Source organism: Streptomyces sp. NPDC005784, from assembly GCF_042871525.1.
Taxonomy (GTDB): Bacteria; Actinomycetota; Actinomycetes; order Streptomycetales; family Streptomycetaceae; genus Streptomyces.
In genome coordinates this window covers 56,072-79,422 of sequence record NZ_JBIAIQ010000004.1, presented here as the reverse complement: position 1 = coordinate 79,422, position 23,351 = coordinate 56,072, and the positions used below count along the sequence as shown (strand labels likewise).

19 protein-coding genes are annotated in these 23,351 nt (G+C 72.6%); 18 read left to right on the top strand and 1 reads right to left on the bottom strand.

The annotated features are described in order from the left end of the window. Nucleotides 1-185: 185 nt before the first annotated feature. Entirely contained in the window at nucleotides 186-872 is a 687-nt protein-coding gene (locus tag ACFYR3_RS08235) for a BTAD domain-containing putative transcriptional regulator (protein WP_389282086.1), read from the bottom strand. Between the two features lie 708 nt (nucleotides 873-1,580). On the opposite strand from ACFYR3_RS08235, the gene ACFYR3_RS08230 reads away from it, so the two are divergent. The 18 genes from ACFYR3_RS08230 to ACFYR3_RS08145 all read left to right on the top strand — a co-directional run bounded on the left by ACFYR3_RS08230 (nucleotide 1,581) and on the right by ACFYR3_RS08145 (nucleotide 23,348). Beyond that, nucleotides 1,581-2,597: a hypothetical protein gene (locus ACFYR3_RS08230; RefSeq protein ID WP_355847747.1), complete on the top strand. Its 1,017-nt coding sequence runs from the start codon at nucleotides 1,581-1,583 to the stop codon at nucleotides 2,595-2,597. Next, nucleotides 2,594-2,800 (top strand): hypothetical protein, encoded by a 207-nt coding sequence (locus tag ACFYR3_RS08225; protein ID WP_355847750.1) that lies wholly within the window; start codon nucleotides 2,594-2,596, stop codon nucleotides 2,798-2,800. The genes ACFYR3_RS08230 and ACFYR3_RS08225 overlap by 4 nt, the downstream gene beginning before the upstream one ends. Before the next feature lie 23 nt (nucleotides 2,801-2,823). After that, nucleotides 2,824-4,929 carry a phage tail sheath subtilisin-like domain-containing protein gene (locus ACFYR3_RS08220; RefSeq protein WP_356781135.1) on the top strand — a complete coding sequence of 702 codons (2,106 nt, stop codon included), beginning with the start codon at nucleotides 2,824-2,826 and terminating at the stop codon, nucleotides 4,927-4,929. A gap of 91 nt (nucleotides 4,930-5,020) precedes the next feature. Continuing rightward, a complete protein-coding gene (locus ACFYR3_RS08215) occupies nucleotides 5,021-5,491 on the top strand; it encodes a phage tail protein (protein WP_261702309.1) in 471 nt (156 codons plus the stop codon). A gap of 10 nt (nucleotides 5,492-5,501) precedes the next feature. Beyond that, nucleotides 5,502-6,296 carry a hypothetical protein gene (locus ACFYR3_RS08210; RefSeq protein WP_355847756.1) on the top strand — a complete coding sequence of 265 codons (795 nt, stop codon included), beginning with the start codon at nucleotides 5,502-5,504 and terminating at the stop codon, nucleotides 6,294-6,296. After that, complete coding sequence (locus tag ACFYR3_RS08205; protein ID WP_355847759.1) at nucleotides 6,293-6,466, top strand: hypothetical protein; 174 nt, start codon at nucleotides 6,293-6,295, stop codon at nucleotides 6,464-6,466. Before ACFYR3_RS08210 ends, ACFYR3_RS08205 begins: the two co-directional genes overlap by 4 nt. A gap of 106 nt (nucleotides 6,467-6,572) precedes the next feature. After that, complete coding sequence (locus ACFYR3_RS08200; RefSeq protein WP_389282082.1) at nucleotides 6,573-8,204, top strand: hypothetical protein; 1,632 nt, start codon at nucleotides 6,573-6,575, stop codon at nucleotides 8,202-8,204. A gap of 5 nt (nucleotides 8,205-8,209) precedes the next feature. Then, nucleotides 8,210-10,042 carry a hypothetical protein gene (locus ACFYR3_RS08195; RefSeq protein ID WP_389282080.1) on the top strand — a complete coding sequence of 611 codons (1,833 nt, stop codon included), beginning with the start codon at nucleotides 8,210-8,212 and terminating at the stop codon, nucleotides 10,040-10,042. A gap of 1 nt (nucleotide 10,043) precedes the next feature. Beyond that, entirely contained in the window at nucleotides 10,044-11,840 is a 1,797-nt protein-coding gene (locus tag ACFYR3_RS08190; protein ID WP_356781139.1) for a hypothetical protein, read from the top strand. 8 nt (nucleotides 11,841-11,848) lie between these two features. Further along, on the top strand, nucleotides 11,849-12,598 hold the full coding sequence (locus ACFYR3_RS08185; protein ID WP_389282078.1) for a hypothetical protein: 750 nt from the start codon (nucleotides 11,849-11,851) through the stop codon (nucleotides 12,596-12,598). 14 nt (nucleotides 12,599-12,612) lie between these two features. Further along, nucleotides 12,613-12,930, top strand: coding sequence for a hypothetical protein (locus ACFYR3_RS08180; RefSeq protein ID WP_355847772.1), 318 nt, complete (start codon nucleotides 12,613-12,615; stop codon nucleotides 12,928-12,930). Between the two features lies 1 nt (nucleotide 12,931). Beyond that, nucleotides 12,932-14,113, top strand: coding sequence for a hypothetical protein (locus tag ACFYR3_RS08175; RefSeq protein ID WP_389282076.1), 1,182 nt, complete (start codon nucleotides 12,932-12,934; stop codon nucleotides 14,111-14,113). 13 nt (nucleotides 14,114-14,126) lie between these two features. Beyond that, nucleotides 14,127-14,765 (top strand): phage baseplate assembly protein V, encoded by a 639-nt coding sequence (locus tag ACFYR3_RS08170; protein ID WP_355847777.1) that lies wholly within the window; start codon nucleotides 14,127-14,129, stop codon nucleotides 14,763-14,765. A 158-nt stretch (nucleotides 14,766-14,923) separates the two neighbouring features. Next, nucleotides 14,924-15,289: a GPW/gp25 family protein gene (locus tag ACFYR3_RS08165; protein ID WP_355845082.1), complete on the top strand. Its 366-nt coding sequence runs from the start codon at nucleotides 14,924-14,926 to the stop codon at nucleotides 15,287-15,289. Between the two features lie 3 nt (nucleotides 15,290-15,292). After that, nucleotides 15,293-16,897, top strand: coding sequence for a baseplate J/gp47 family protein (locus tag ACFYR3_RS08160; RefSeq protein WP_355845079.1), 1,605 nt, complete (start codon nucleotides 15,293-15,295; stop codon nucleotides 16,895-16,897). Beyond that, nucleotides 16,894-20,889, top strand: coding sequence for a hypothetical protein (locus ACFYR3_RS08155; RefSeq protein WP_389282073.1), 3,996 nt, complete (start codon nucleotides 16,894-16,896; stop codon nucleotides 20,887-20,889). The genes ACFYR3_RS08160 and ACFYR3_RS08155 overlap by 4 nt, the downstream gene beginning before the upstream one ends. Before the next feature lie 11 nt (nucleotides 20,890-20,900). Beyond that, nucleotides 20,901-21,440 (top strand): hypothetical protein, encoded by a 540-nt coding sequence (locus tag ACFYR3_RS08150; protein ID WP_355845074.1) that lies wholly within the window; start codon nucleotides 20,901-20,903, stop codon nucleotides 21,438-21,440. Between the two features lie 12 nt (nucleotides 21,441-21,452). Further along, nucleotides 21,453-23,348, top strand: a complete 1,896-nt coding sequence (locus tag ACFYR3_RS08145) for a DUF6519 domain-containing protein (protein ID WP_389282071.1) — start codon at nucleotides 21,453-21,455, stop codon at nucleotides 23,346-23,348. Nucleotides 23,349-23,351: the final 3 nt, after the last annotated feature.

Here is a 23,351-nt window from a genome sequence, read left to right as displayed (position 1 = left end):
GGCCCGCGGCGGTCGCCCGGGGCGGGTGCGATCGCCTCTCGCGATCCCGTCCGCCCGGCGGACGGGATCGCACGTGGCGGCGGGTGACCGCCCCGCGACCGGTCCGATGACGCTGAATGACGCTGACAGGCACCCCGTGACCGGTACGTCACCGCCGCGTCAACTCCCCTGCCGGTACCGCGCCTTCAGCCCAGCCGGTCGCGCGTCCCGGGCACCGGGACCAGGGGGGAGGACGTTCGCGCACCGTCCTTGGCCCGGTACGGGAACATGCCGGCGAAGCGCGCCGAGGGTTCGAGTCCCAGTTCCTCGCGGAGCAGCCGCGAGAACGCCTCGTAGTGCCGTATCGCCTCCACGACGTTGTTCTCGGCCAGGTGCACGGCCACCAGCGCGCAGTGCGCGCTCTCCCGGAGGGGCTCGATCGCGACGCATTTGAGGGCGGCCTCCAGCGCGAGTGCGTAGCAGCCGCGTCGGATGAACCAGGTGCTCAGCGATTCGAGCGCGTGCAGGCGGAGTTGGCGAAGCCGCTCCCGTTCGAAGGAGATCCACTCCTCGTCCCATCCCGGCAGCAGGTCGCCGCCCTCCAGGAGGCCCAGCGGGGGCGGCGCGTCACCCGCGTCGTGCGCGGGGCCGGTCAGGCGCAGGGCCGCCCGGGTGAGGTCGTCGACGTCCACGGACACGCCGTCCGCCAGGTGCAGCGTGTCGCCGTCCGTGCGGACGGCCGGATGCCTGGCGCGGCGGAGCCGCCAGAGTGCCGTACGCAGGCTGCCGTGCGCGTGTTCCTCGGTGACGTCGGGCCAGAGGGTTCCGGCGACGACCGAACGCGTCGCGTGCTTGTGCAGGCCGAGGTAGGCCAGCAGTCGCTGTTCGTTCACCGGGACGGTGATGCTCCCGTGCGCGCCCTCCAGCCGGAATGCGTCGAACAGACGCAGTCTGGCCGTCGCCGCCTGTCCCGACCCTGTCAGGTGGTCTCTCCGTGGCTTCGTGGGTAATTCGTTCCAGACCATCGATCGTTCCTGTTCCCCCGTGTCGAGGCCGCCGGTTGAGCGGCCTGTGTGCCCAGGCGGTTCGCATATGCCCGGGTGGCCAGAGTGAAAGGCCGGAGGCGGTCTGTCACGTGGTGTTCCGCTCAGCGAACCGGACCCTGTACGCCCGCGGTCACGGAATCGCCGACGGATGCCGACTGCCCGCCGAAGCCGCCGAGACCGCCGGGGCGGCCTCGGCGGTCCGCGGCCGGGAGCGTGAGGGGCGGCTCCCGGCCAGGGGCATGCCGTCGTCCGCGCCGTCGGCCCTGGGGGGCCACGGCCGCGGCGCGGGCCGACCGCCGGTGGACAGAGTGAGCCCCTGGCCACCGGCTGTCGCGTCCCGGTCCGGTCAACGGACCGGACCAGGACAGCGTCCGCGCGGCTCGGCATGAGGGGCGGTCCGGCGCGGGAACAGGAAAGCGCGCAGGCCAAGGGCGCAGGTCGGGCGGGAAAGGGTGCAGGTCGGGTCCGGGGTTCGGGACCGGTGACGTGGGGGTGACGGCGTGGTGACGGCCGGCCCTGCACAGTCGGCGGCATGCGACAGCACGGATGCAGGCAATGACCGCCCGGGTCATCGAACCCATGGGCGACGCGGCCCAGTGGGCGGCCGTGGAGCCGGACGGCTCCACTCCGTCCACCGAGGTCACCATCGCCGACGAGACGGTCGTGGTCGGCTACGGCCCCGACCGGCGCGGCGCGAAGGTCTCCGCCACGCCACGGGCCGACGGGCACCGCCTGCGTCGCACTCTCGCACCGGTGGACCTGAGCGGGTTCACCGAACTCCGGCTGTCCGTCCGGGCCGATCGCCCGGCGGGCCACGGCCGTGCCCCGTTCTTCCTCGAACTCCGCCTCGGGTCGGCGGCGACCGCGATCGACGACCCGGCGAACACTTGGCACCGCCTGCTGCCGGTGAGGGCCGCGGGCCGCTGGGAGACCGTGCGACTGAGCCTCGACGACCTCACCGCGGCCGGCGCCCTGGCCGAGATGCAGTTGCGCTGCCTCGGCGGCACGGGATTCACCGCCTACCTCGACGACGTGATCGCGGTCGCGCCGCAGCCGTTCGCCGACGCCGACCGTGCCCTCGCCGTACGGCTGGCCGGTATCGAGATCGGTGGCAGCGCCGTACCCGTGACCGTACGCGCGGCCGGCGAGCCGTCGCCGGTGGCACCGGCACTCGACGTCGTCCAGTTCGACGTGCGCTGCGCGTACGACCGGGTGGTGGACGCCGTCGTCCCCCGTGATTTCACCAGCGCCGGTTCGCGACAGGCGGTTCCCGGCGACCCCTACGACATCGACTACGCCGTCACGCCGGTCGCAGCCACGCGCGGCGACCAGGCGGCTCTGCTCGAAGCGGTGCTGGACCGGCTGTCCCCCGTGGACGAGCTGGTCGCCGACGGCGAGCGGCTGCCCACCCGTCTCGTGTGGATCCCCGGTCCGAACCGGATCGGCGGCTTCCTGACCGATGTCCCCGCCCTCACCTACCGCGTGAGCGTCCGGCGCACCCCGCCGGCCGTCCCGCCGGTCCGCCCGGTCGACCAACTCGCCGTCACCGCAGACCTCTTGGAGACCGTATGAGCACGGCTCTCGCCAACACCCGCAGCCGACCCGTCGAACTGCATCTGAGCTCCGGCGTGGTCGTCGTCGGACCACTCGGCCAAGTGCCCTGCGATGCCGAGGACCTCGATCTCGGCCAGGTCCGATTCCTGTGCCGCACCGGCGTCCTGGTCGCGCACACCGTGTCCGACAAACCGGCCCGCCGCCCCCGCAAGCGCGGCTGAGAGCAAGGAAGGAGAACCCTGCGATGGCCTTCAACATCGGCGTCAACGTCATCGAGACCGACGGCACCGAGGCACCCACGGTCACGGGTGCCGCCGTCTCGGTCGGCGCGTTCAACGTGCTGACCCAACGCGGCGTACCCAACACACCGGTACGGGTGACCAGTTTCGTGCAGTTCGTGGCCCAGTTCGGCAGCTACTTCGCCAGTGGTCTGGGCGCGTACCTGGTGAAGGGGTTCTTCGACAACGGCGGTCAGACGGCGTACGTCAACCGGGTGGTCGACCCGACGCTCAGCGCCGCCGACGCGGTCGCGAGCCGGACGCTGCCCGACACCGGCGGCACCAACGGCACCCTGCGCCTGGAGGCCGGCTATCGCGGACAGGCCGACCCCGGCGCGTGGGGCCGCGGGCTGTCCGTGCGGACGGCGCTCAGCGCGTCGGCGTCCAGCCGGCTGCGCGAGTCGGCACGGGCCACGGTCACCGGCTCCCCGCTCGCCGCCACGGTCAACCTGTCCTCGCCGCCGACCCTGTCGGTCAAGGTGGACGGCGCGAGCGCGCCGACCGCGCTCACCTTCGTCAGCACCGACTTCGCCAACCCGGCGGCCGCCACCCGACAGGAGATCCGCGACGCGATCAACCGGCAGACACACCTGCTGGTCGCCTCGCTCAGCGGCGGCAACGCCCTGGTCCTCACCTCGACCGGCGAGCGGGCCGCGGTCGGCGGCGGCTGGACCGGGCTCCAGGTCACCGCGGACGCGACGGCGCTCGGCTTCACCGTGATGGCCAACCCGGTGCAGGGCACGCCGGTCGCGCTGAGCGCCGGGGGCACCCAACTGGCCCGGCCGGACGGCTTCGACGTGGGCGACGCGATCGTCGTCACCGACAACACCACCACCGCCCGCGTCCGGCTGCTCTCCGTCGACACGGCGAGCGGCGCCGTCACCTGGGCGCCGGACCTGCCCAACCCCGGCGCGTTCACCGACCTGCGCGCGGTCGCCGTATCCAACGCGGAGTTCGACCTGACCATCGCGCGGGGGACCGGTGACGCCGACCACGCCGTCGAGACGTACACCGGGCTGTCCATGGAGCCCGGCGTCGCGAACTACGCGCCCACCGTGCTGAACAACCCGCTCTCCGGGTCGCGTTACGTACGGCTGGTCGATGTCGGCACGCCGAGCCCGGGAGCCGACCGGCCGGCCGCGACGAACGGCTTCCTGTCCTTGCAGGGCGGCGCCGACGGCACTCCCACCGCCACTCACTTCATCGGCGATCCCGCGGCCCGTACCGGCTTCTTCGCGTTCGACCCGTTCGACGTCCAGCTGGTGTGCTGCGAGCGCACCGACACCGCGATCGCCCAAGCGGGCCTCGCCTACTGCGCAGGCCGGGGCGACGCCATGTTCGTCGGCTCCGTCCCGGAGGGCTTCGTGGCCGCCGGGCAGGCCGTCGCGTACGGGCAGGCGCTGCAGACGAAGAAGGCGTACGGAGCGCTGTACGGGCCGTGGATCGTCGTACCCGACCCGATCGGCACCGGGACCGGCCCGCAGATCACGCTCCCGCCGGTCGGGCACGTGCTGGGCGTCTGCGCGCGGATCGAGGCGACCCGCGGGATCTGGAAGGCACCGGCCGGCGACGAGGCCAACCTGCTCGGCGTGCTGGACGTGGAGACCCGCCTCTCCGACGCCGACCACACGGACCTCGTCGTCAACGGCGGCGTCAACGGCATCCGGCCGGTCCCGCGGGCCGGGATCGTGGTGGACGCCTCCCGGACCCTCAGCTCCGACCCGCGCTGGCGCTACGTCAACGTGCGGCTGCTGTTCAACTTCGTCGAGAGCAGCCTCCGTACCGGACTGCGCTGGGCGCGCCAGGAGCCCAACCGCGAATCGCTGTGGAGCGCCGTCAAGTTCGGCACTGTGACCCCGTTCCTGATGGGGCTGTGGCGCCAGGGCGCGTTCGGTACCGGCAGCCCCGACCAGACCTTCAAGGTCACCGTCGACGCCACCAACAACCCGCCGGACCAGGTGCAGCAGGGCCTGCTGCAGGTCCAGGTGCTGTTCTACCCGTCCAGGCCGGCCGAGACGATCGTGATCGTCGTCGGCCAGCAGGCGAGCGGTGCCACGACCAGCGAGGTCTGAGCCCACCGGCGGTCCGCCGGAAGTCACACCGGAACGTCACACCGGACAGTCCCGGCGGATGGTCCCACCACAGGGAAAGTGAGGAGCGGTCATGCCCAGGGTCAACGACTTCGACGAGGGTTACCGGGCCAATGAGTTCGTCCTCGTCATCGAGGGCGTGGAGAGCCCCAGTGTGAGCAAGGTGTCCGGGCTCAGCGAGGGGGAGCTGGACACGATCGAGCAACCGGACGGCGGCAGCGGCCACGTGTACAAACTGGCCGCCGCGAAGATGAAGTTCGAGCCGCTGACCATCGAGCGGCGGGTCGACGGCAGCGCCGACGACAAGCGGTTCCTGGACTGGTTCCAGCAGACGTTCCGCCTCAACGCCCCTCGGCAGGGCGGCTCTTCGGTGCGCAAGAACGGCATGATCGTCAAGCGTCACTTCGGGGATGTCGTCCTGCAGTTCGCCTTCTACGGCGCATGGGTCAAGTCGTCCAAGTTCACCGACCTCGAAGCCGGGTCGACGAACCTCTTCCTGCAGACCATCGTGCTGGAGCACGAGGGCCTGGAACGCGTCTCCTAGGAGCCCGCAGATGACCCTCACCGATACCGCGCCCGGCCGGGCCGGCGTCCGCGAACTGGACGTCACCCTCCCGATCGGCTACGTCGACCACGACGGACAGACGCACCGGCAGGTGACGTTGCGCAAGATGACCGGCCGCGAGGAGGCGCTCCTCGCCGACCCGGCCAACCAGCGCAACGGCGGCCGGCTGGTCACCGCGCTCCTGCACAGCTGTGTCGTGCGGCTCGGCGACCTGCAGCAGGTCCGCCGCGGCGACATCGACGCCATGTACTCGCTGGACCGCAACTTCCTGCTGATCCGGCTGCGCAGCTTCACGTTCGGGCCGGAGCTGAAGGCCGGCTACACCTGCCCGTCCTGCGGCGACCGCTTCGAGCAGAACGAGGATCTGGACACACTGCCGGTGCGCCCGCTCGCCGACGGGGAGCCGCCGCAGGACGTGGTGGTCGAACTCCTCGACGGCTACGTCGACCGCGACGGGTCGGTGCACACCGCGATGACGTTGCGGCTGGCGCGCGGCGACGACGAGGCGGCGGCGGCACCCCAGCTGCGCAAGAACGCGTCGCTGGGCAAGAACGCGCTGCTCGCCCGCTGTCTTCGGTCCCTCGGCGACCTGCCGCCGCACCGGCTGGAGGCGCTCGGCCCGAAGATCCTCGCCGATCTCACCCTGACCGACCGCCGGCTGATCGACCGGGCCTTCAACGACGGAGCGCCGGGCATCGACCTGATCCGCGAGCTGGACTGCCCGGCCTGCGGCCACGAGATGCGGGCCACCTTGGACATGACGAATTTTTTAGTTCTGGAGTGAGTCTCGACCAGCTCCGCCGGGAGGTCTTCTTTCTCGGCTACCACCTGCACTGGCCCTACGGCGAGCTGATGGACATGGCCGCCGGGGACCGGCGCGAGTTCGTGGATCTGCTCGTCGAGCAGATCCAGCGGGAGAACGCCCAGGTCGAGGCGGCCCGCGAGCGGACCTGACCGGAGCACCGGCCGGCCGACCCGCACCGACCAAGTGACCCGCACTGACCACCAGCCGACCCGCACCGACCGGGTCGGACAGCCGACGGAGGGGAGGGCTGACACGATGCCGGTGATCATGCTGCTGCGCGGACTGACCCGCTCGCTGTGCGCGACGGTCCGCACCCTGACGCCGTGGCTGGAGATCGTCGACCACGAGTCGGTGGTCGTCGAGCGCGCCCGCGCCGCGTTCCTGGTGCACTGGTGGGGGTTCGAGACCCCCCTCGCCCGGCTGAACCTGAGCGGGTACATCGTCAACATCGGCCAGATGGAAGAGCAGTTCGCGGCCGCCCAGCGCTCGGTGCCGGTGAGCCAGGGCGGCCCGAACGCCACGGGGTCGCTGCTCGGGTTCGCCGGGAAGATCGTCGGCATGGCGCTCGACCCGCTGTACGCCATGGCCGGAATCCACCTGCTGATGAGGTTCACCGACTTCAGCTGGAAGACGCTGGTCCTCGCGGTGGTGTGGAGGCTGGCCCCGTTCGCGCTCGCCGTCGGCATGGTGGTCGCGCCGGTCGGCACAGCCGTCCTCGTCGGTGGCGGACTGGCCGCCGCGGGCTTCGGTTACGGCCTGCTCGTGGCGCTCGGCGACCGCCGCGAAGTACGCGCCGTCCACGACCTGTTCGGGTCTTTGACCCGGCTGTTCATCGCCGCCCGGGACGTGATCGGCCAGGTGCTCGGCGACCGGATGCGCAACCCGCTCACGGCGGGTCTCGTCATCGTCGGGACGCGGCTCGGGCGGCTGCTCGGCCAGGTGCTCGGCGCCATGGCCTTCCTCGTCGTCCGGGTGGGTCCGGCACTCGCACCCGTCGCCGCGCTGATGAAAGGCCTCGCCCTGCTCGCCGGCGCGGCGGCCGGCGCGATCGGCGAGGTGGTCACCGGCGCGATGTCCTACGCGGACGACGCGCTCTCGGCCGACCGCCTCCTCACCCGGGCGACCGGCGTCCTGCGCGCGCAGCTCACCGTGGCGGGCGCCGCGTTCAGGGACGGTCTCGGTGTCCTGGAGTCCGCGCTGTCGGCGGTGGGCGCCAAGCTGACCGTGGCTACGTTTCCCGCCGAACTCGCCACGTTCGTAGGGGAGTTGATCGCCGGGCATCCGACCGTCCGGGTCGTCACCACACTGCGTACCGAGGCGGGCGTCTTCACGGCCGCCCTGGACGCCGCACCGCCGAAACCCGCCGAACCGTCGTCCGGGCCGAGCCGGCTCGCGCCGCTGATCGCCGCGCTGCCGGAGCTGCCGTCCGTCTCCTTCCCGCCGCTGCCCTCGCTGCCCGACGTCACGGTGCCGCCACCCGTGCCGGTCGCCGCACCGCCCGTCGCACTCCGGGTCCCGGCGGTCCGGATCCCGGCCGTCCGGATCCCGGCCGTCCGGGTGCCGGCCGTCCGGGTGCCGGCCGTGACCGGGTTGGAGCTGCCGGAGCTGCCGCGCTTCCTGAGCGCGCCGGTCGACCTCACGCCGCTGAGGGCGGTGGTCGACCGCCTGATGCCGGCCGAGTTGCGGGGCCCGGTGCGGGAGACGCTGGACAAGCTGCTGTCCAAATTCCCGGTCGCCGAGCTGCCGGAGAGCGGCGTGCTGCGGCCGGTGGTGCACACGCTGCGACTGCGGGTGCCCGACGCCGACCCGGACGACGTGCGCCGCTTCCAGGACGGACTCCTGGCGCGGCTGCGGAAGCAGCCCTACCTGACCGGCGCGGGCGGGTGATGACGATGCCGATCGACTTCGCGACGGCCGCCGCCCGGTTCGCCGGGGCCTTCGCCGCCCAGGAGCAGGCCATGCACGTGGCGCGTCGGGCCGTGCGTCCGGTACTGGAACGCCGGCTGCTGGCCGGGCGGCAGGCCGACCGGGCCACCGCGCGCTTCCCGGTACTGCGGTTCGTCGACGGCGCGGTGACCCTGCGCGTCGTACCGTCGCAGCGCCGTGCGCTCACCCGGACCGCACCCGTGCCGACCCTGGCCGACGCCGGGCTCGCGTTCCTCGCCGGCCTGACCCGGCCGCTGCGGCTCGACGACGCGAACGCGATCCCCGGCCTGCTGGAGCAGATCGTTGCGATCGCCGCCGCGCTCGACGCGTCGGTGTCCGGCGCGTCGCCGCGGCCGGACATGTTCGACAGCTCGGACCTCGTCGCAGTCGCGGTGCTGGCCTTCCGGGCCCTCTCGGAGGCCAGTGTCAAGGGCGGTGAGCTCGAACGGTTCACGAAGCAGATCCAGCCCTTCGTGCCGGTTCCTCGGCCCGGGACGGCACCGCCGTCACCGTCTTCGACCGAGTCGCTGGACGGGATCGCGGCGGGCATCGCCACCGGGATCGCGGTCGTCGTGCTGCTGCCCGGCGCGGCCGAGGCGCTGCTGGGCGTACTCGGCGCGGTGGTCGGGCGCACCCTCCAGCGGCAGCGGCAGGCAGTGCTGGATCTGAGGCGCGACGCGCTGAGCACCGCGTTCGGCCTCTTCGCCGGCCTGACCGGCACGGCGTCGCGACTGGCCCGCGGGATCGCCGGACCGCTCGGCTCGCACCTGGACTTCACGGTGCGCTTCTGGCTGGCGTTCGGCACCGCCCTGGGCACCGGGATCCGTGACTTCGTCGGCGCGCTCGGCTACTCGCTGCGTGGCGTGGTCCGGCTCATGCGGGTGGCGCTGTTCGTCATCACCACCGCGTTCGACTTCAACCTGACCCGCCTGATCCCCTGGATCGGCGGCACGTTCGTGGCGAACGTGGCCGACTTCTCGCTCAACGACCTCCTCGACAAGCCCGGGACCGGACTCAACCGGGCCCTGTACAACGTCCTGTCGGACGTCCTGGACGGGATCGACAAGCGAGTGCGCCGCAGCCCGCTGGTGCTGTGGCCGTACCTGCGCCGGCAGCGCCGCCGCGCCCGGCGGCTCCTGGACGCGCTGTTCGACACGCACGGCCCGGGGCATGTGCTCCTGCCCGCGTTCCCCGAGGGCCCGCCCCTCGCCTTCCGCTCGGACTTCCCGCGACTGGTGGATCCGGCGCTCGGTCCTGCCCTGGCCGACGCGGTCGGTGCGCTGGGCGACGGGCTGCGCACCGCCGTCCGGGGAGCACTCACCAGCACCGCCACCGGCCTGGGCGAGCTCGCCGACGCGAGCCTCGCCGCACAGCGCGACACGAGCCGACTCCCCGGTCTGGACCGGATCGGCGGCCAGTCCGCCGCGCTCGCCGACCGGGTGTTCGGCGACGAGATCCGGCGGCAGAGTGCGGCTCCGCCACCGGACCAGCTCGCGCGGAAGTTCGAGTCGTGGCTGGCGGACAGCGGATTCGTGGTGATCGGCGCGGTCGTCGACGGGTACGTCGGCGGGCTGGTCGACCGCGCGCACGAACCCCTTCCCACGTCGCCGTGGATCCTGCGCCGGGCCGCGCTCGGGCGGGTCGTCCTGCCCCGGCTGACCCTGCGCGTCCGCGCCGGCGGCGACCTCGACGATGACCTCGCCGACGCGGTGGCCGCCGCGTTCGCCGGCGCCGTCCGGGACGCCTTCCGCACGGGCGAGCGACGGCTGCGCATTCTCACCGAGGGGGTGCGGGCCTGACATGGACGAGACCGAGGAACTCATCACCCAGCTCGGGCTGCTGCTCACCCAGACCCGGTTCGGGCGCCGCGCCCTGGAGGACATCGAGCGCGCCACGTCGACCTACGGCACGTTCGCGTTCACGTCCGTCATCACCGCAGGGCCGAACTTCGGCGCGCCGCCGATGTACGAGGGCGCCCTCAAGGTGTACGTCGTCAACATCAACGACCTGGCGCCGGGCGGCGGGTTCGGCGACTTCCTCTCCGGACTGCTGGGCGGTATCGGCGGGTTCGTCGGCAACCTGATCGGAGGCGTCGCCGGCGGCGCCGTCTCGCAGTTCCGGCTGGTCTGGTCGTTCCAGGACATCGCGAAGCTCGCCGAGCACGTCGAACACATCCTCACCATGATCGGCACATCCGCGGTCAAGCCCGCGGCCACGTCCGCATCCGACGCGGCGGCTCCTCCGAGCCCGGGGACCAGCCTGATCGCCCAGCTGGAAAGCATCAAGGGCGCGGTCGACTCGCTCACCAAACTGTTCCAGTCCGCCGGCAGCGCGCCCGTCGGCATACAGCCGCCGGTCGACCAGCTGGGCAGTGCCACCGCGATGCTGAACGCCGTCGCGAAGGTCGTGGACGGCCTCGTCCTCGTACTGCCCATCGCCGTCGGCTCGATCGCGTCGCTGATCACCCGGCTCGGCGACATCCGGCTCGGGATCGCCGAGACACTCCGCTTCGGGCTGCGGGTCACGCTGCTCCTGCGCGACGCGCTCCTTGTCCTCGCGCTGGACACGGTGGCCGTCGTGGCCCGGGTCGGAGCCACCGTCGTAGGCGTCCTGGCATCCACCGTGGACGGGATCATCGGCGGTGTCTTCGACGGCGTCCAGCAGGCGCTCCTCGCGGTGCTGCGGATCGGCGTCGTGCTCGGCGACGCCGTCAGGGCCACCGTGGACGGTCTGCTCAACTGGCTGATCCCGACGATCGACGCGGTCCTGCGCAACCTCGGCGACCTGCGGGCGTTCCGGATCATCACGCATCTGGTCCGGATCCTGCCCGCGGTGCTCCCGTTGGTCTTCGAGCTGAAGACCGACACCCAGTTGTCCGACAAGCAGCAGGACGCGCTCACCGACGCGGCCAAGCTCGGTCTGCCGGCCACCACGTTCGACAGCGTGGGCCCGGTGGCCGTTCGGCCCGCGCCACCGAACTTCGGCGCGGCGTTGTCCGACCCGGCGTTCGTCGCGGGCCTGACCGAGCCGCTCGGCAAGCTGCGCAAGCTCGGCACGGACGCGGTCGGCCTCGGCGCCGGGCAGCTCTCGAACGGGCTGGGCACCATCGGGTCCACGCTGGAGGCCGCCGCGCTGGCCGAGACCAAGCTGTCCGACGCGCGGCTCGGCCGCGCCCTGGACGACGCCGGCACCCGGTCGGCACGGCTGGCCGACAGGCTCGTGATCGGCGAGGCGGCGACACCGCAGACCGGCCTGACAGCGGTCGCGAACGCGTACGAGGCATGGCTGACCCACGGCGGACTCGACGGCCTGCTGTCCTCGATCACCGGCCATTTCGAGAGTCCGGCGGGTCATGACGGGATCCCGCGCCGCGCGGCCGAGTCGGCGGACCGGACCCGGGCCACCATCCAGATCGACGAGGTGGTCGTCGACGTGGGGAGCACCACGCCCGGACCGGTCGCGACACCCCACGTCACCTGGACCACCAGCGAACCCGCTCTCTCCACCGCCCCGTCGGACGACATCGATCAGCACGCCCGGATGTGGTTCGACTACGACCAGCGCGGCGGCGGCAGCCGGCTGCCCCTACCGATCTAGGAGTCGCCATGGCACGCACCGCCGGCTACCTCGCCAACCTCATCGCCGTCCCACCGCTGATCTTCCGGTTCCAGTTCAACCCGGAGCTGCTGTCGGAGAAGAAGAGCTTCACCTACCGGGAGACCACCAGCCTCGGCAACTGGGCGTTCGACCAGACCAAGGCGTCCAAGGGCTTCGGCAACGTCAGCGGGATCGCCACCGACCTGAAGGAGATCGGCAGTTCACTGGTCGCGACGAAGGCGCTGGAGGCCGACTTCGGCAAGCCGCGCTCGTTCGCACTGGACTTCGCCCTCGACGCGCGGTCCCTGCCCGACATCCCGCCGCGGCAGAGCGGCGACGGCTCGGCGCCGGACGACGCGCGGTTCGGCGGCCGGATCGAGCCCAGCCTCGCGGTGCTGCGCTCGTTCATGAATCCGGCCTGGGACCCGGTCAACGACGTACTCGCCTGGTTCAGCGGTGCCAAGACGTTCTGTCCGCCGGCCCAGCCACCGGTGTGCACGCTCAAGCTCGGCGGCATCGACCTGGACTGTGTGATGACCGACCTCAACATCAAGATCACCAAGTTCAAGCCCGATCTCACGCCGGAGCGCGCCGAGGTCAGCCTGACCCTCAACGAACAGACCGCGTCGATCACCACCAGCCTCGACGTGCTCGACCGGCTGGTCGAGGTCGGCAAGTCCTACGGGCAACTGGACTTCCAGGACTGGCTGCAGGCCGTACCGGGCGCCGGCCTGGTGCAGAACATCTTCGAACTCTGAGAGGGCGCCCGATCATGTCCGTGTCGATCACCTCGCGTTACCGGCAGGCCGCGGTCTACCCGGCCGTGGACGCCACCGGCACCACGCGGGCCACCGTGGCGATCCGCAGATACGCGCCGCCCGCCGCCGACGCCATCAACTACGAGCACCGGGTCACCGGCGTCGAGGACATCGAGTACCTGTCCTGGCGCTACTTCGGCGACAGCCAGGTGTGGTGGCGCATCGCCGACGCCAACCCGGTGGAGTTCCCCCTCGACCTGCGACCGGGCGCCGCCCTGTCGGTACCGGCCTCCCAGGACATCGGCCAGGTCAGCCGGGACCGGGTGTTCTGAGATGGCCGTACCCGTCCCGCCCCCGACCGGCAGTGACAACCGGGCCGCGTTCGCCACCGTGAAGATCGGCACCGGTCCGGACGACCTGGCCGACGTCACGGTGCCGGTGCGCTCGGTCGCCGTGGAGGACCACGACCGGCTCACGGACGAGGCGAAGGTGGTCTTCGACGACCCCACGGGCGTCCTCGCGCACGCCTCGTTCGAGGGCCTCGTCGTGCAGCTCACGATGGGCCGGCTGATGCAGCACGCGGCGCTCTTCGAGGGAGTCGTGGTCAGCGCCGTGGTGCAGGCGCGCCCCGATGGCCAGCAGATCGAACTGACCGCCCGGGACTACAGCCACCGGCTGGCGCAGACCCCGTTCGACCCGAAGACGTGGAACACCGGCGAGCCGCTCAGCGCGTTGCTCCGCAAACTGGTCACCGCGCCCGGCACCGGGATCACCGTGGGGACGATCGAGCCGGTCGACGACACCGCGCCGGACGCCCGCGTCGCCGGCCGCTACGTCGCCACCTCGGTCTGGGACTTCATCCTGGACCAGGCCCGCGGCCAGGGCTGCCTGGCGTTCGTCGAACTGACCGACAGCAAGGAGTCCCAGTTCTCGTTCCGGCCGATCGCGGCGATCGCGGCTTCCGATCCGGTGGGCACACTGCGGTACTGCCGGGTGGGCAGCGACCTCGTCACGTTCACCTACGAGCGGATCAGCTCGGGTGCGCTCCCGGCCCGCTCGGCGAGCACCGTCGACCCGGACACCGGCCGGCTCGTCGACCAGCCGGCGCCGGTGACCCCGCCCCGGCCTCCGCTGGCCGCACCCCGGACGGAGCGTGCCCCGGCCGCGGGGGACCGGATGCGCGCGGCGATCGAGGCGCTGACCGGGAAGGCGGCCGTGGCACAGGCCCAGCTCAGCACGCCGGCCGAGCGGGTCGTCGGCAAGGCGGCGGGCACCGCCCAGGACGCGAAGAACCGGGTGAGCGTCGACCCGACCCGGATCGTCGGGATGAGCGGCCGGGGCAAGGCCGTCGGCAACGCGCTGCTACGGGCGAAGGCGATGCTGCGGATCACCGGGCTCGCGCCGTGGGCCGAGGGGGTCTGGTACCTGACGAAGGTCAACCACGTGTACACCCGCGACCTGGTCGGCGACCACCAGGACTCCAGCTACTTCACCCACATCACCGCGACCCGGTGACAGGAGGCCCGACATGCTGTCCGACGAGCTGACCCGGCACACCGGCAACTACTACGGCAAGTACCGCGGGATCGTGCGGGACAACACCGACGACGACCGGCGCGGCCGGCTCACGGTGATCGTGCCGGACATCTTCGGACCGGAGGCGCTCGTCACCGCCGAGCCGTGCTTCCCGCACGGACACTTCTTCGTACCGCCCAAGGACGCCAACGTATGGGTGGAGTTCGCGGCCGGAGACACCCGGGCCCCGATCTGGGTGGGGGTCTGGTACCCGGCGGACGCCGTTCCGCCCGAGGCCCGGGTGACGCCGCCCGACCATCAGGTCATCCGGACCACCGCCGGGCACACCGTCGACCTCACCGACACCGGCGGCGGGGAACGGATCCTGATCCGGCACAGCGGCGGCGCCTCTCTCTCGATCGAGTCCGACGGCAGCGTGCACGTGAGCGCCGACCACATCGTGCTGGACGGGTCGAAGGTCGAGGTGGGCAGCGGCGCGAGCGAGCCGACGCTCCTCGGTAACGGTTTCGGCCAGTTGTGGACCCAACTGCTCACGCACGTCCACGGTCCGCCCGGCTCCCCGTCGCCCCAGCTCGCACCGCTCGCCCTGCAGCCCGGTGTGCACCTGAGCCAGTCCGCTGTCGTGAAGTGATCAGCCCGCCAGCCCGCCAGCCCGCCAGCCCGCCAGCCCGCCAGCCCGCCAGCCCGCCAGCCCGCCAGCCCGCCAGCCCGCCAGCCCGCCAGCCCGCCCGCCAGTCCGCCAGCCAGTCATCCGTCCTGAAGCAAGACGAGTAAGACAAGGAGTCCCCTATGGCCGACGCCCGCGGAGCGGCGTTCCCGTTCCGGATCGACCCGCACACCGGCGGCATCGCCTGGACCGAAGGCACCGAGAAGATCCGCGACGACCTGCGGATCCTGCTCGGCACCCGGCTCGGCGAACGGCCCATGCTGCGCGACTTCGGCACCCGGGTGCACACCCTGGTCCACGAGCCGGACGACGACGTGACCGCCGACCTGCTCCGCAAGCAGGCGCACGAGGCGGTCGTGCGCTGGGAGCGGCGCGTCATCGTCACCCGCGCCCGGCTGTCCCGTTCGGACGGCGGACTGCGGCTGCTGCTGAGCTATGTGCACAGCGACAAGCCGGTGTCCGCCGAGATGATCGTCCCCCTGGTGTAGACGATGACGACACCGGCACCCGCGATCGACTACACCGACAAGGACTTCGCGTCCCTGCGTACGGCGATGCTCCGGCTGGCCCAGCAGCGCCTGCCGGAGTGGACCGACCAGAGTCCCGCCGACCTCGGCATGCTGCTGGTCGACCTGTTCGCCTACGTCGGCGACATCACGCTCTACTACCAGGACCGCATCGCCGGCGAACTGTTCCCGGGCACCGCCACCGAGCGGGCCAGCATCGTGGATCTGCTGCGGCTGATCGGCTACGAGCTGACCCCGGCCGCGCCCGCGATGGCCGATCTGATGCTGACCTTCCCCCGGCCGGCCGGGGTACGCACCGTGACCGTCCCCAGCGGCGCGCAGTTCGCCGCCCGGCCGCCGGGCGCCGCCGCGATCGAGTTCACCTATCTCGGTCCCGACCTGGACCTGGTCCTTCTCTCCGACCAACTGCGTCCGGGTACCGGCGCGGACGGCAAGCCGGTGGTGCGCTACGACCGGCTTCCGGTCGAGCAGAGCCGCCCGGTCGGGCCGGTGCTGATCGGCTCGTCCACCGGCGAGGCCAGCCAGTCCTTCGCGCTGCCCGACGCGTCCGTGGTCGTCGCGTCCGTGGTCGTCGAGGTGAACGAGGGCGCCGGCTGGGTGACCTGGGACCGCCGGGACAGCCTGCTCTTCGACATCGCCCCGGACGGGCGGGCCGTGTTCTCCCACCCGGAGGCGCGCTACTACCAGCTGCTCTTCGACGCCGACGGGATCGGACACGCGGTGTTCGGCGCCGGCCGGGTGCCGCCCGCCGGGCCGAACAACGTCCGCGCCTCCTACCGGGTCTGCCAGGGCACCGCCGGCAACCTCGCGGCCGGAACCGTCACCACCGCTCTCACCGCGATCGACACGCTGCAGGCCGTGGTGAACGAAGCCGCGGCGGCGGGCGGCAGCGACGCCGAACGCTCCGACCACGCCGCGCGGTACGCGCCGTTCGCGTTCCGGTCGACCAACCGGGCGGTGACCGCGAGCGACTACGAGGCGCTGGCGCACAGTACGGGCACGGTGGCCAAGGTCCGGGCCCGCAGCGTCTCCTGGAACCAGATCGACCTGTTCGTCGCGCCCGCCGGGGACACCCTGGTCCCGGTCCCGGAAGCGCTGCGCAACCGGCTCGTCGGCTACTTCGAGGACAAGCGGATGGCCGGCTGTCTGGTCCGGGTGCTGGACGCACAGCCGGTCGCCGTGGACATCGGCGTCGAACTGCTCGTCGACGAGCGGTTCGTCACGGACGCGGTGGCCGGACAGGTGGAGGCCGCGATCAACGGACTCCTGTCGTTCTCCCGGGTCGACTTCGGCCGGCCGCTGTTCCAGAGCGAGGTGTTCGCGGCCGCCGAGTCCGTCCCGGGCGTCCTCGCGGCGACCGTGACCGGCCTTCGCCGACAGGACAGGCCCGCGCCGGACGTCGACGCGGAGCTGGCGCGGCACAACCTGCCACCGCTCGCCGAGCTGCCCGCCTTCCTGCGCGACGCGGTCTCGCTCGACGTTGCCACCGACGGGCGGATCGACATCGGCGAGTTCGAGATGGCCGTCCCCGGCACCCTCGACGTGACCGTACGGACGACACTGCCATGAGGATCGACACGTTCACCGCGAGCGCCGACCTGATCGGCCGACGGATCTGGGTCCGCTGGGCGTTCACGCCGGACGCGGGCGAGACGGTACTCGACGCGCCGCCTGTCACCGTGCGGCGCAAGACGCGCGACTTCGCGTTCCCGGACACCGGCGCGCCCTGGCTGCTCCACGACAGCGCCGCGTTCCCGCCCGCACCGGTGCCCGGCGCGCTCGCCGTGACCGATCTGCCGGACAGCGACGCGGCCGCCGGCGCGCGGCGGGTCAGGGAGCGGACCGTCACCGTGACCGAGACGGTCGCCGCGGTGTCCCGGGAGGTGCTCCGGCTCGTCACCCGCACCGTCTTCGGTGCCGATCGCGCTGTGCTGCGTCTGGAACTCGACCTGCTCGACGTCGGCGGCGTCGGCGGCGGCGAGCTGGACGCCGGCACGCCGTACTACTACGAGCTGGACAGCCCGGCCCTGGGCCGCCCCATGCGGGCCGTCGCCACCCCCGGCGACGTGCACGGCGCGCACCGCACGCTGTACGAGCTGATCCCCGAGGTGTACCGACGTCACGACACCGTCACCCGGGTACCCGACGCCGCCACCGGCCTGCTCCCCGAGGCCGGCACGAACGGCGGGCAGTTACGACGCTTCGTCGACGTCTACGGCGCCGCCGTGGACGCGATCCGCAGCTCCGCGGACAACCTGCGCGGGCTGCGCGCCGTGTCGGACGTGGACAGCCGGTTCCTGCCCCTGCTCTCGCAGTGGGTCGGCTGGGACCTGACGGCCGACACGGACGTGGCACGGCAGCGCAACGAGATCCGCACGGCGCCGAGGCTCTACGACTCCGTCGGCACCGTCCCCGGACTGCGCAGCCTCGTCGACTTCTACACCGGTTGGTCCACCCGGGTCGCCGAGTTCTCCCAGCACGTCGCGCGGGCCGGGCTGGCGCCGCAGCGCAATGTCTTCGCCGCGGCGCGACGCGACGGGGCGTGGTGGGGTGCCGAGGAGGCGTCCGCCGTGCTCGGCCTCACCGCGCCGCACGACATCGCGACCGGCACCGCCACCGCCAACGCCGTGCTGACCGGCGCGGCCACCGAGCCGTTCGCGCTGCGCACCGGGATGACCTTCACCGTCGCGCCGGACGGTGGCCTGCCGATCACCCTGACGTTCGGCCCGGCCGACTTCGCCGACCTCGGCGCCGCGACCGCCGCCGAGGTCGCGGCGGTCGTGAACCGGGACATCGGCGAGTTGCGCGCGGACGGGACCGGCGGCGCGGTGCGGCTCATGTCGCGCCTCACCGGTGAGGCGTCCCGGATAGAGGTGCGTACCGCGGCCGCGAGCCTGGTCTCGCTGGACGGCGCGGCCCGCGGCCGGCTCGCCACCGTCACCGACCCGACCGGTCGGCTGTGGATGGCGCATGCCTCCACCGTCGGCGCCGGCGGAGTCGTCCCCCGGCTGCACCTCAAGGCGTATTTCCGGGGAGCCTGGGCGGACACCCGGGTGGTCGAGCCCCGGCCGGTCGCGCCGCAGGCCGATCCGGCGCCGGTCGCGCTGCCGGACGGCCGGCTCGGCCTGGCCTGGGTCGAGCACCCGGACACCGGTGCGGCGCGGCTGCGCTGGCGGCTGGGGACACCGTCCGCACCCACCCCGGCCCGGCTGCGCGGCGACGCGTCGCAGCCGTACGCGTTGACCACCGGCACCGTTGTGACCCTCACCGGCTACGGCGCCACCGAGCGGTTCACCGTGCGCGCGGCCGACTACGCCGATCCGTCCGCCGCCCGCGCGGACGAGGTCACCGCCGCGTTCAACGCGCAGCTCACCGGCGTCACGGCGGCCGTCGCCGGGGACGGTTCGCTGGCCCTGGCCACGACCGCGACCGGACCGGGGGTCGCGCTGCGTGCCGATCCGGCCGCGTCGACCGCGGCCCGGGCACTGGGGTTCGGCGACCGGGCGCTGACCGGGCAGGGCGGCTGGCAGCCCGACGTCGACTGGGCCGCCGCCACCGACATCCCGGCGGTTCCGGCGGGCCGGCACGCCGACTGCACCGCCGTACTCGACCCGGAGGGGGCGGTACGGCTGTGCTGGGCGAGCCTGCTCGACGGGTGGCGGCTGTACCGGCTGCGGTGGGACGGCCGGGTACGGATCGCCACCGCGGCCGGGGTGCGGGTGCTGGCCCGGGACGGCGCGGTCACCACGCTCACCGGGCTCCCGTCCGCGGACGTACGGGGTGTCGCGGTCGACGCCGACGGGTCGAGCTGGTTCGCCACCGGCGCCGGGGGTGCCGTCCGCCGGCCGGACGGGACGACGACCGTGTTCACGCCCGGCACCACCGCCGGAAGCCTCGCCACCACCGACGTGCGGACGGTGGCCGTGGACCCCTCCGGCACGGTGTGGTTCGGCCACGGCGCCGGCGCCGCCGGGCTCTCGGCGGGCGGCTCGTGGCAGGTGATCACCGCGACGACGGGCGGTCTCGCGAGCAACGACGTGCGGCACATCGTCGCCGACATGACCGGCGCGGTGTGGTTCGCCACCGGCGCGGGCCTGTCCCGGCTCGACCCGGCGGGCACCTGGACCACGTTCCTGGCCGGAACGGAGGTGCGGCACGCGGCACCGGCCCAGGACGGTTCGCTGTGGACGGCGCTGGCGCACGGCGTCGCCCGCGTCGGCGCCGACGCGTCGGTGCGCACCGTGGACCTCGGCGCGACCGCCGACGTCCGGCAGGTCGCCCCGGCACCCCCCGCGGCGAACCCGAAGCCGCAGGCGGACGACGCGGGGCCGGTGTGGGCCGCGACCGCCGCCGGGCCGGCCGAGATCCGGTCGGTACGCGACATCCGCGTGCACACACCCGCAGAAGGCCTGCCCAGTGGTGACTGCCGGGCCGTCCTCGTCGACCAGGGCACCGTCTGGGCGGGCACCGCCGCCGGTCTGTCCTTCCTGGACGGTTCCGGATCGTGGCGCACGGTGCCCGGACTCGCCACCCCGGTCCGGGCGTTGAGCGGTTCCTGGTCCGTCCCGGGCCGGTTCGCCCCCGGTGGCCCCGGCGAGCGCGACCCGCACCTGACCGGCGACGGGAACCGGCTGTGGCTGGCGTCGGCCGTCCGGCACGCCTACGCGGACCCGGACGATCGGTGGCAGATCGTCGTACGGCACCTCGACTTCCCGTCCGTCGGCTGGTCGGCGCCGACCGCCGTCACCGGCGTCACCGGCACCGACCGGGAACCGGCGCTCGCCCCGCTGCCGGCCGGTGCCGCCCGTGTCCACTTCCGCTCCAACCGGGGCGGCGGCCCGCGCCTGTGGTCCGCCGATCTGGACGCCACCGGCAGCCCGTCGGCGCCCACCGTGCTCACGAGCGGGCCGGCATCGGACGCGAATCCGGCCCCGGTCACGTTTCCGGACGGCACGACCTGGCTGTTGTTCCGCAGCGACCGCAACGTCGGTCTCGGCCGGCTCGGCGGCGGTGTGCCCGGCCCCGGCCTCGACCAGTCCGGCCGACGCGCGCCGGAGGAGGCGTCCGTCCGCCGGTTCGCCGGCACCGTCACCGCGACCCCCGCCGACCTCGACCGCAACCGCGGCACCCGGCAGTTCGGCGACCTGCTCGACTACACGCCGCAGCGGCCGGACGGCGCCGCCCTCGCCGCCGACGAGGTCTACACGCCGTCCACGATCGGGCTCTACGTCGAACGCGGGCCCACCGGACGACCGCTCGTGCAGCGCGACGCCGACCGCCTGCGACAGCTCCTGGAGCGGTTCCTGCCGGTCAACCTGCGTGCCGTCGTCGTGCTCGGCTCGGGCCCGCTGGAGGAGCTCCTCTTCCCGGCGGGGCACGAGCTCGCCGACGCGTTCAGCGACGACTACCCGATCGCGGAGGTGCTCCGGATCGCCGAGGAGACCGCGGTCAGCCTGCCCGGCTGGCAGGTGTTCCTGTCCACCGACGGTACGAGCGTCACCGTCGACCCCACGAAGCCCACCACCCTGCGCCGGCGCAGTTGGTGGCCACCGTTCCGGTAGGAGGAGCGCACATGTCCGCAATGGAGTACCCGGCCGGGCAGTTGCACGGTCAGTACCGCGACGTCCTGTTCGACACCGCGGGCCGGGTGGTGTGGGACCACGGCTGGCGGTCCAACACGATCGTCGGGGACTGCCGCCGACTGCTGGCCACCATGCTGCGCGGCACACCCGGGTCGACCGGGCTGCTCGGCCTGCGGGTCGGGGCCGGGCTGAGCCAGTGGGACGGCGCCGGTCCACCACCGCCCACCGTCGGGCAGACCGCGCTGGTCGACCCTCATCCGCACACCGTGGCCGCGGCGGACCTGCGGATGGACTTCCTCGACTCGGCGGCCGTGTCCGCCGCGCCCACCAACCGGCTGCAGATTCAGGCGACCCTCGGGCCCAGCGTGCCGAACTGGCCGGACGCGAACCACATCAGCGGCAATCTGCGCGAGTTCGGCCTGATCGCGAGCCTGGACGGGACCACCGTGCTCGTCAACTACGTCACCCACCCCGTCATCGCCAAGGATCCCGCGAGCACGTTGCAGCGGACCGTCTGGCTGACGTTCTGAAGCGGAGAACCCATGGCCTCGATGACCTCCAGCACGTTCCACCCGCTGCTGCGGTATGTGAACGTGCGGCTGCAGCAGGGCGTACCGATCGTCGACTCGGACCTCAACGAGCTGGACGACGTCCGCAAGTTCGAGCTCAGGGCGTTCCTCAAGTGGTACGTCGGCGACGGCGTGCCCGAGGGCACCAACGGCTTCCAGATCACCGGCGGTCTGAACAACGACTTCACCATCGGCGCCGGCGCGCCGGCCGGCAGCGGCGGCAGCGAGCTGGACACCGCGCTCGCCCACACCGGCCGGATCATCATCGACGGCCTCGATGTCATGATCACGACCGATCTGGCGTTCTCGGCCCAGCCGCTGCACGCGTCGCAGTCCGGCGCCGCGGCCCTCGCGGCGAAGCTCGGCGTACCCGTCGTGCCGGCCCTCACCACCCCGGGCACGGCCACGACGCTGGTCGCCTACCTGGACGTATGGGAGCACCTGGTCACTCCCGACGACGATCCGAACCTGATCCTGCCCGCGCTCGGCGTCGAGTCGTGCGCCCGGATCAAGCGCGAGTGGGTGGTACGCGTAGGTGCCGCCGTACCCGCGCCCGGGTCCTCGGACTTCCTGGCCGGGCACTCCTACACCGCGCTCGCCGGGATCAACCGCCCGGCCACCGCCCTCATCGCGTCGTCGAACGTCGTGGACAAGCGCCAGCGGCGGCTGCTGCTTCCGCCGGCGCACCTGATCGCCGACACCGTGGGCGTCGATCCGTTCGACTACCGCAGTGGGGTCAACCGTCCGCTGATCAGTCTGCGCACCGCGATCAACGCGCTGCTCGCCGGGCAGCTGCCCACCACGGGGGAGGTCGCCGTCGCCAACGGTCCGGGCGCCGACCTGCTCGGCAAGGCGGTGTTCCTGGACAACGCGAACGGTCTGGTGATCGTGTGGCAGTCCGGCCAGTCGGGCACCAGCCAGGTGGCCCTGTCCCGGATCGACCTGACCAACCCGAGCCTCACGAGCGTCCCGGCGACGCCGTTGACCAGCGGCGGCGTGCACGCGGCACCGGCGGCGCTGATGCTGCCCAACGGGGACTTCCTGGTCGCCTACCAGACCGCGGCGACCGAGGACCCGAACGCCGACCTGAAGCTGAAGAGGGGGCCGTTGGCCTCCCTCGCGGGCGCCAATGAGGTGACGATCGCCGCCACTGCCAACGTCGCCGACCAGCGGATGCAGGCGGTCCTGGCCGGCGACTTCGTGGTCTTCGTCTTCGACCAGTCGGGCAGCAGCACCGACAAGTGGTCCTACCTCCGCTACAAGCACACCGACAACTCCTTCCCGGACACCGCGCCGGTGCAGCTGGCGACGAACTCCGGCGGCCGGGCCGTGCACACGGCGTCGGCCGGGAACGTGGTGTTCATCGCCTTCCACGACGGCACCAAGCTCACCGCGGTGCTGCTGAACCCGGTCACCAACACCGTCAGCAGCAGTACGCAGCAGACCGGGCAGGCGACCGACATCCACGTCCTGGCGCTCGGTGCCACATCGGCGCTGGTGTTCTACAACAGCGGCAGCGGGTTGTCCGTGCTCACGTTCAGCGGGACCACCTGGAGCGGTCCGGCCGCCATCTCCGGCACCGACGCCAACGACAGCCAGCCGGCCGCGGTCCAGGACACCGACGGCACCATCTGGCTGCTGTCCACCCGGAAGTTCTCCGACAACACCAACCACGTCGTCGTACGCCGCCGCAACGCGGCCAGCGGCGACTGGACCGCGCCGCAGCGGCTGGCCCCGGCCACGGGGAACGACGGGTTCCCGGCCGCGGTCCCCGTCCCGGGCCAGGGCATCTGGGCCGTCTGGGCGAACGACCGCAACGGCTCCACCAACACCGACCTGTTCGCACGGCGGGTCATCACCGCCATCTGAGAA